This is a genomic window from Rhodoferax sp. UBA5149 (assembly GCF_002413825.1).
Classification (GTDB): Bacteria; Pseudomonadota; Gammaproteobacteria; order Burkholderiales; family Burkholderiaceae_C; genus Rhodoferax.
On record NZ_DHXT01000056.1, the window covers coordinates 1 to 5,299 of the forward strand.

The window sequence follows — 5,299 nt, forward strand, 5'->3', positions numbered from 1 at the left end:
CGATACGGCCGAAGCCGTTGATACCAATCTTGATCGTCATTTGCTTATTCTCCAATGGTTAACAGTTGAAACCTGCGTTGCCCGAATTTGGGCTGATTACTTGCGTAAAACCTTTTCCACGGTGTCCGCCACATTCTCCGGCGTGAAACCGAAGAGCTTGAACAGCACCGGCGCCGGCGCCGATTCGCCAAAGGTGTCGATACCGACCACGGCGACGCAGCCGTATTTCCACCAGCCGTCGGTCACGCCCATTTCCACCGCGATGCGTGGCACGCCGGCGGGCAGCACGCTGCTCTTGTAGTCAGCGCTTTGCTTGTCAAACGTGGTGTTGCTCGGCATCGAGACGACGCGCACGGCGATCTTGCGCGTCGCCAGCAGCTCTTGCGCTTTCAGTGCCAGTTGCACTTCGGAGCCGGTGGCGATGATGACGGCCTGGGTTTTTTTCCGCAGGCCCACCTCGGACGGTTCGGCCAGCACGTAGGCGCCCTTGCTGATGTCGCCCAGCGTGGCCTTGGGGGCGTAGTTGATGTTCTGGCGGCTCAGCAGCAGGGCGGTCGGCTTGGTTTTGTTCTGCAGGGCCACGGCCCAGGCAACGGCGGTCTCGGCCGTGTCACCGGGACGCCAGACGTCCAGGTTCGGGATCAGGCGCAAGGACGCGGCGTGCTCGATCGACTGGTGCGTCGGGCCGTCTTCGCCCAGACCAATGCTGTCGTGGGTGAACACATGCACCACGCGCAGCTTCATCAGGGCGGCCATGCGGATGGCGTTGCGGCTGTAGTCGCTGAAGGTCAAAAAGGTGCCGCCGTACGGGATGAAGCCGCCGTGCAACGCAATGCCGTTCATGATGGCGGCCATGCCGAACTCGCGCACACCATAGTTGATGTGGCGCCCGCCGTTGCTGTTGCCCGTGAAGTCAAAGCGCAGGTTGGGGGTGCTCTTGGTGTTGGTCAGGTTGGAGCCGGTCAGGTCGGCCGAGCCGCCCAGCATTTCCGGCAGGGCAGCGGTGAATGATTCCAGGGCCAGTTGCGAGGCCTTGCGCGAGGCCACGGTTTCGGCCTTGGTATGGGCGGCGACCGCGGTGTCGACGGCGACCTGGTTGAAGTTCCTGGGCAGCTCGCCCTTCATGCGGCGCACCAGCTCTTTGGCCAGCTCGGGGAAGGCGGCTTTGTAGGCGGCCAGCTTGTCGTTCCAGGCTTTCTCGGCGACGGCGCCGGCGGCCTTGGCATCCCACGCAGCGACCACGTCTTTGGGAATGGCAAAAGGGGCATAGGGCCAGCCCAGCGCTTCGCGGGTGAGTTTGATTTCTTCAGCACCCAGTGGCTCGCCATGCGCCTTGGCGGTGTTGGCGCGATTCGGGCTACCCTGGCCGATGGCGGTCTTGCAGATGATCAGCGTGGGCTTGTCGGCCGACGTCTTGGCTTCTGCGATGGTCTTGGCCACCAGCTCGGCGTCGTGGCCGTCGATCGGTCCCAGCACGTTCCAGCCGTAGGCCACAAAACGCAGCGCGGTGTTGTCGATGAACCAGGGCGCCACCGGGCCGTCAATCGAGATGCCGTTGTCGTCGTACAGGGCAATCAGCTTGTTCAGCTTCCAGGCGCCGGCCAGGGCGGCCGCTTCGTGGCTGATGCCTTCCATCAGGCAGCCGTCGCCCATGAAGGTGAACGTGTTGTGGCTGACGACCTCATGGCCTTCGCGGTTGAACTCTTTGGCCAGCAGTTTTTCTGCCAGCGCCATGCCCACCGCGTTGGTGATGCCCTGGCCGAGCGGGCCGGTGGTGGTTTCCACGCCGGGGGTCACGTCCACTTCGGGGTGGCCCGGCGTTTTGCTGTGCAACTGGCGGAATTTCTTCAGCTCGGCGATGGGCAGTTTGTAGCCGGTCAAATGCAACACCGCGTACAGCAGCATGGAGGCATGACCGTTGGAGAGCACGAAACGGTCGCGATCAAACCAGTGCGGGTTGGCGGGGTTGTGCTTGAGGTGTGAGCCCCACAAGGCGACGGCCATGTCGGCCATGCCCATGGGCGCGCCGGGGTGGCCCGAGTTGGCAGCCTGCACGGCGTCCATCGCCAGGGCGCGAATCGCATTCGCCATGTCGGTGTGGTTGGCCTTGCTTGCTTGCGCTACGACTTGCTCTGTTTGTTCTGTATCAGACATCTGTGCCAACTCCGGGAAAGTTCTTGGGGGGTAGGGGGAAACCCGGTATTTTACCGGCGTGAGATAAGCTAAGGCCATGAGCCTGCTTTTCTCCCCCCTGACCCTGCCCTCGCCCCGTGGTGGCCTGACATTGCCCAACCGTATTGTCATTGCGCCCATGTGCCAATACTCAGCCATCAACGGCGAAGCCACCGACTGGCACCTGATGCACTGGGGCAACCTGCTCAACGGCGGCGCGGCGCTGTTGACCATTGAGGCCACGGCCGTGGTCCCGGAAGGCCGCATCACCCCGGCCTGTCTGGGTCTGTGGGACGAGCGCACGGAGCGTGCCCTGGCCGACACCTTGCAGCGTGCCCGCCAGCTCGCCCCCCACACCGCCGTGTGCATCCAGTTGGCGCACGCGGGGCGGCCTCCAGCGCGCTGCCGTGGCAGGGCGCACAGTTGCTGTCCAAAGAACAGGGCGGCTGGGAAACCTTTGGGCCATCGGCCGAGCCCCATTTGCCCACCGAGCCGCCACCCACCGCCATGACCGCGGACGACATGGCCCGGGTGCGTGATGCCTTTGTCGCCGCCGCGCAGCGGGCCGACCGCATCGGCATTGACGCCATCGAGATCCACAGTGCCCACGGCTATTTGCTGCACGAATTTTTGTCGCCGCTGGCCAACAAGCGCCTGGATGCCTATGGCGGCAGTTTCGAGAACCGCATTCGTTATCCGCTGGAGGTGTTTGCCGCCGTGCGCCAGGCGTTTGGCGGCGTGCTGGGCTTGCGCATTTCGGCGTCCGACTGGGTCGAAGGGGGCTGGGATGCCGACCAGAGCGCCGAGTTTGCCAAGCGGCTCAAAGCCCTGGGCTGCGATTTCATCCACGTCTCTTCGGGCGGCGTGTCGCCCCTGCAAAAGATCGCCTTGGGGGCCGGCTACCAGGTGCCGTTTGCGCGGCAGATCCGCCAGGCCAGCGGCATGATCACCGCCGCCGTGGGTCTGATCACCGAGCCCCGGCAGGCCGAAGCCATTTTGCAAGACGGCGATGCCGACCTGGTGGCCCTGGCTCGCGGATTTTTGTACCAGCCGCGCTGGGGCTGGCAGGCCGCCGCCGCATTGGGCGCAGAAGTGCAGGCCAACCCGGTGTACTGGCGCTGTCCGCCGCGCGAAGCACAAGCCATTTTTGGCAAAGTGTCGATCGGCGTGCGCTAGAAAGAACATCCATGCAAGGCCTGCACCTGACCGCCGATCTTCACCACTGCCGCTGCGCCCCCCAATGGCTGACCGATGCGGCGCTTGTGGGCCAGCATTGTGTGCGGGCGGCCACGGCAGCCGGCCTGCAAGCCGTGGCGCACGTGTTTCATGCCTTCCCCGCCACGGCACAAGGCGCCGGCGGCATCACGGCCACCGTGTTGCTGGCCGAGTCGCATCTGTGCGTACATACCTGGCCCGAGCAGCACGCCGTGACACTGGATGTGTACGTGTGCAATTTTGGCGGCGACCACTCCGACCGGGCACACGCGCTGATGGCGGCACTGGCGGACCTTTTCGATGCGACCCACGTGGAACGACACAGCCTGACGCGCGGCGCGATTGCCGCATGAAGCCAACACCAACGTCGATGCGGACAGCGCCTGCGATCAAGGCCATGGTTCTGGCCGCCGGGCGCGGCGAGCGCATGCGGCCCCTGACGGACAGCACCCCCAAACCCTTGCTGCAGGTGCGCGGCAAGCCGCTGATGCAGTGGCCGCTGGAAGCACTGGCGCGCGGCGGGTTTACCAGCGTGGTGGTGAACACGGCCTGGCTGGGGGAGCAGATCTCCCACACCTTTGGAAGTCATTTTGCCCTGCAACCCCCGTCGAATGAGCGCCATCAGCTATCAAATACAGAGCAAACAGAGATTACCTACTCGCATGAAGGACAGGACTTTGGCGGCGCACTGGAAACCGCGGGCGGCATTGTGCGCGCCCTGCCGACTTTGGGCGATGTGTTCTGGGTGCTGGCCGGGGACGTGTTTGCGCCCGACTTTGTGTTCAGCCAGGACGCCGTGGATCGTTTTATCGCCAGCGGCCAACTGGCCCACCTCTGGCTGGTGCCCAACCCCTCGCACAACCGCCGGGGCGACTTCGGCCTGTCGGTCAAGCCCGGCGACGACGCTGCCGTCGGCCTGGCGCTGAACCTGGCGCCGGACGACCGCCAAACGCGCTACACCTACTCCACCATCGGCCTGTACCGGCGCCAGCTGTTTGCCGCGCCGTATTGCGACATTCCCGCTGGCAACCCGCAAGGCCTCAAAGCCCCTCTGGCGCCGCTGTTGCGCGCCGCCATGGACAATGGCCGGATCAGCGCTGAGCTGTACAGCGGGGCCTGGACCGACGTGGGCACGCCCGAGCGGCTGCAGTCACTGAATCAATAACCGGAGCCACGCCATGAACCCCTCTGCCAGCACTGCCCCCTATGCCATTTACGCCCAGCGCCGCGCCCGACTGGCCGCCCTGATCGGGGCCAAAGGCGTCGCCATCATCCCCACGGCGCCCGAGCAGCAACGCAACCGCGATGCCGATTTTTTATACCGGCATGACAGCTACTTTTATTACCTGACCGGGTTTACCGAGCCCCGGGCCTGGCTGGTGATCACGGGGGATGGCCAGAGCACCTTGTTTTGCAGCCCCAAGGACATGGAGCGGGAAATCTGGGATGGTTTCCGACTCGGGCCGGCTGCAGCCCCCGCCGAACTTGGGGTGAATGCTGCTTTTTCTGTAGCAGAACTGGATGCCCACCTGCCCGGCCTGCTGGACGGCCGCGATGCCGTGTGGTACCCGTTTGCCACCCACAAGGGGCTGGAGACACGTGTTGACGGCTGGCTCGGCAGCGTGCGCGCCCGCGTGCGCTATGGCACGCTTTGCCCCGAACAGCAGCGCGACCTGTGCGGCCCGCTGGACGAACTGCGGCTGATCAAGGACGTGCAGGAGCAAGCCACCATGCGCCGTGCCGCGCAGATCAGTGCCGGCGGCCACATCCGCGCCATGCAGTTGAGTGCCCGCATGCTGCGCGACGGCCAGGCCGTGCGTGAATACCACCTGGACGCTGAACTGCTGCACGAATTTCGCCGTCACGGCTCGCAATACCCGGCCTATGGCTCGATCGTGGCCGCCGGCGCCAA

The 5,299-nt window shown here is 64.9% G+C and carries 4 protein-coding genes and 1 pseudogene; 4 read left to right on the forward strand and 1 reads right to left on the reverse strand.

Features of this window, described 5'->3' with window-relative positions:
• Positions 1 to 96 precede the first annotated feature (96 nt).
• Positions 97 to 2,154: a transketolase gene (gene tkt, locus B3V69_RS04460; protein WP_296444187.1), complete on the reverse strand. Its 2,058-nt coding sequence runs from the start codon at positions 2,152 to 2,154 to the stop codon at positions 97 to 99.
• A 76-nt stretch (positions 2,155 to 2,230) separates the two neighbouring features.
• On the opposite strand from tkt, the pseudogene B3V69_RS04465 reads away from it, so the two are divergent.
• The 4 genes and pseudogenes from B3V69_RS04465 to B3V69_RS04480 form a co-directional block, all read left to right on the forward strand.
• A pseudogene (locus tag B3V69_RS04465) lies at positions 2,231 to 3,348 on the forward strand (NADH:flavin oxidoreductase/NADH oxidase).
• Positions 3,349 to 3,359: 11 nt separating this feature from the next.
• A complete protein-coding gene (speD, locus tag B3V69_RS04470; RefSeq protein WP_296444185.1) occupies positions 3,360 to 3,740 on the forward strand; it encodes an adenosylmethionine decarboxylase in 381 nt (126 codons plus the stop codon).
• A gap of 44 nt (positions 3,741 to 3,784) precedes the next feature.
• Positions 3,785 to 4,552 (forward strand): nucleotidyltransferase family protein, encoded by a 768-nt coding sequence (locus B3V69_RS04475; protein WP_296444188.1) that lies wholly within the window; start codon positions 3,785 to 3,787, stop codon positions 4,550 to 4,552.
• Between the two features lie 13 nt (positions 4,553 to 4,565).
• A partial coding sequence (locus B3V69_RS04480) for an aminopeptidase P family protein (protein WP_296444186.1) occupies positions 4,566 to 5,299 on the forward strand: 734 nt, incomplete at its 3' end.

What these genes read in the sequence shown, in the direction of transcription:
- tkt (WP_296444187.1), bottom strand. Translation starts at nt 2,154, where the DNA reads ATGTCTGATACAGAACAAACAGAGCAAGTCGTAGCGCAAGCAAGCAAG.
- speD (WP_296444185.1), top strand. Translation starts at nt 3,360, where the DNA reads ATGCAAGGCCTGCACCTGACCGCCGATCTTCACCACTGCCGCTGCGCC.
- B3V69_RS04475 (WP_296444188.1), top strand. Translation starts at nt 3,785, where the DNA reads ATGGTTCTGGCCGCCGGGCGCGGCGAGCGCATGCGGCCCCTGACGGAC.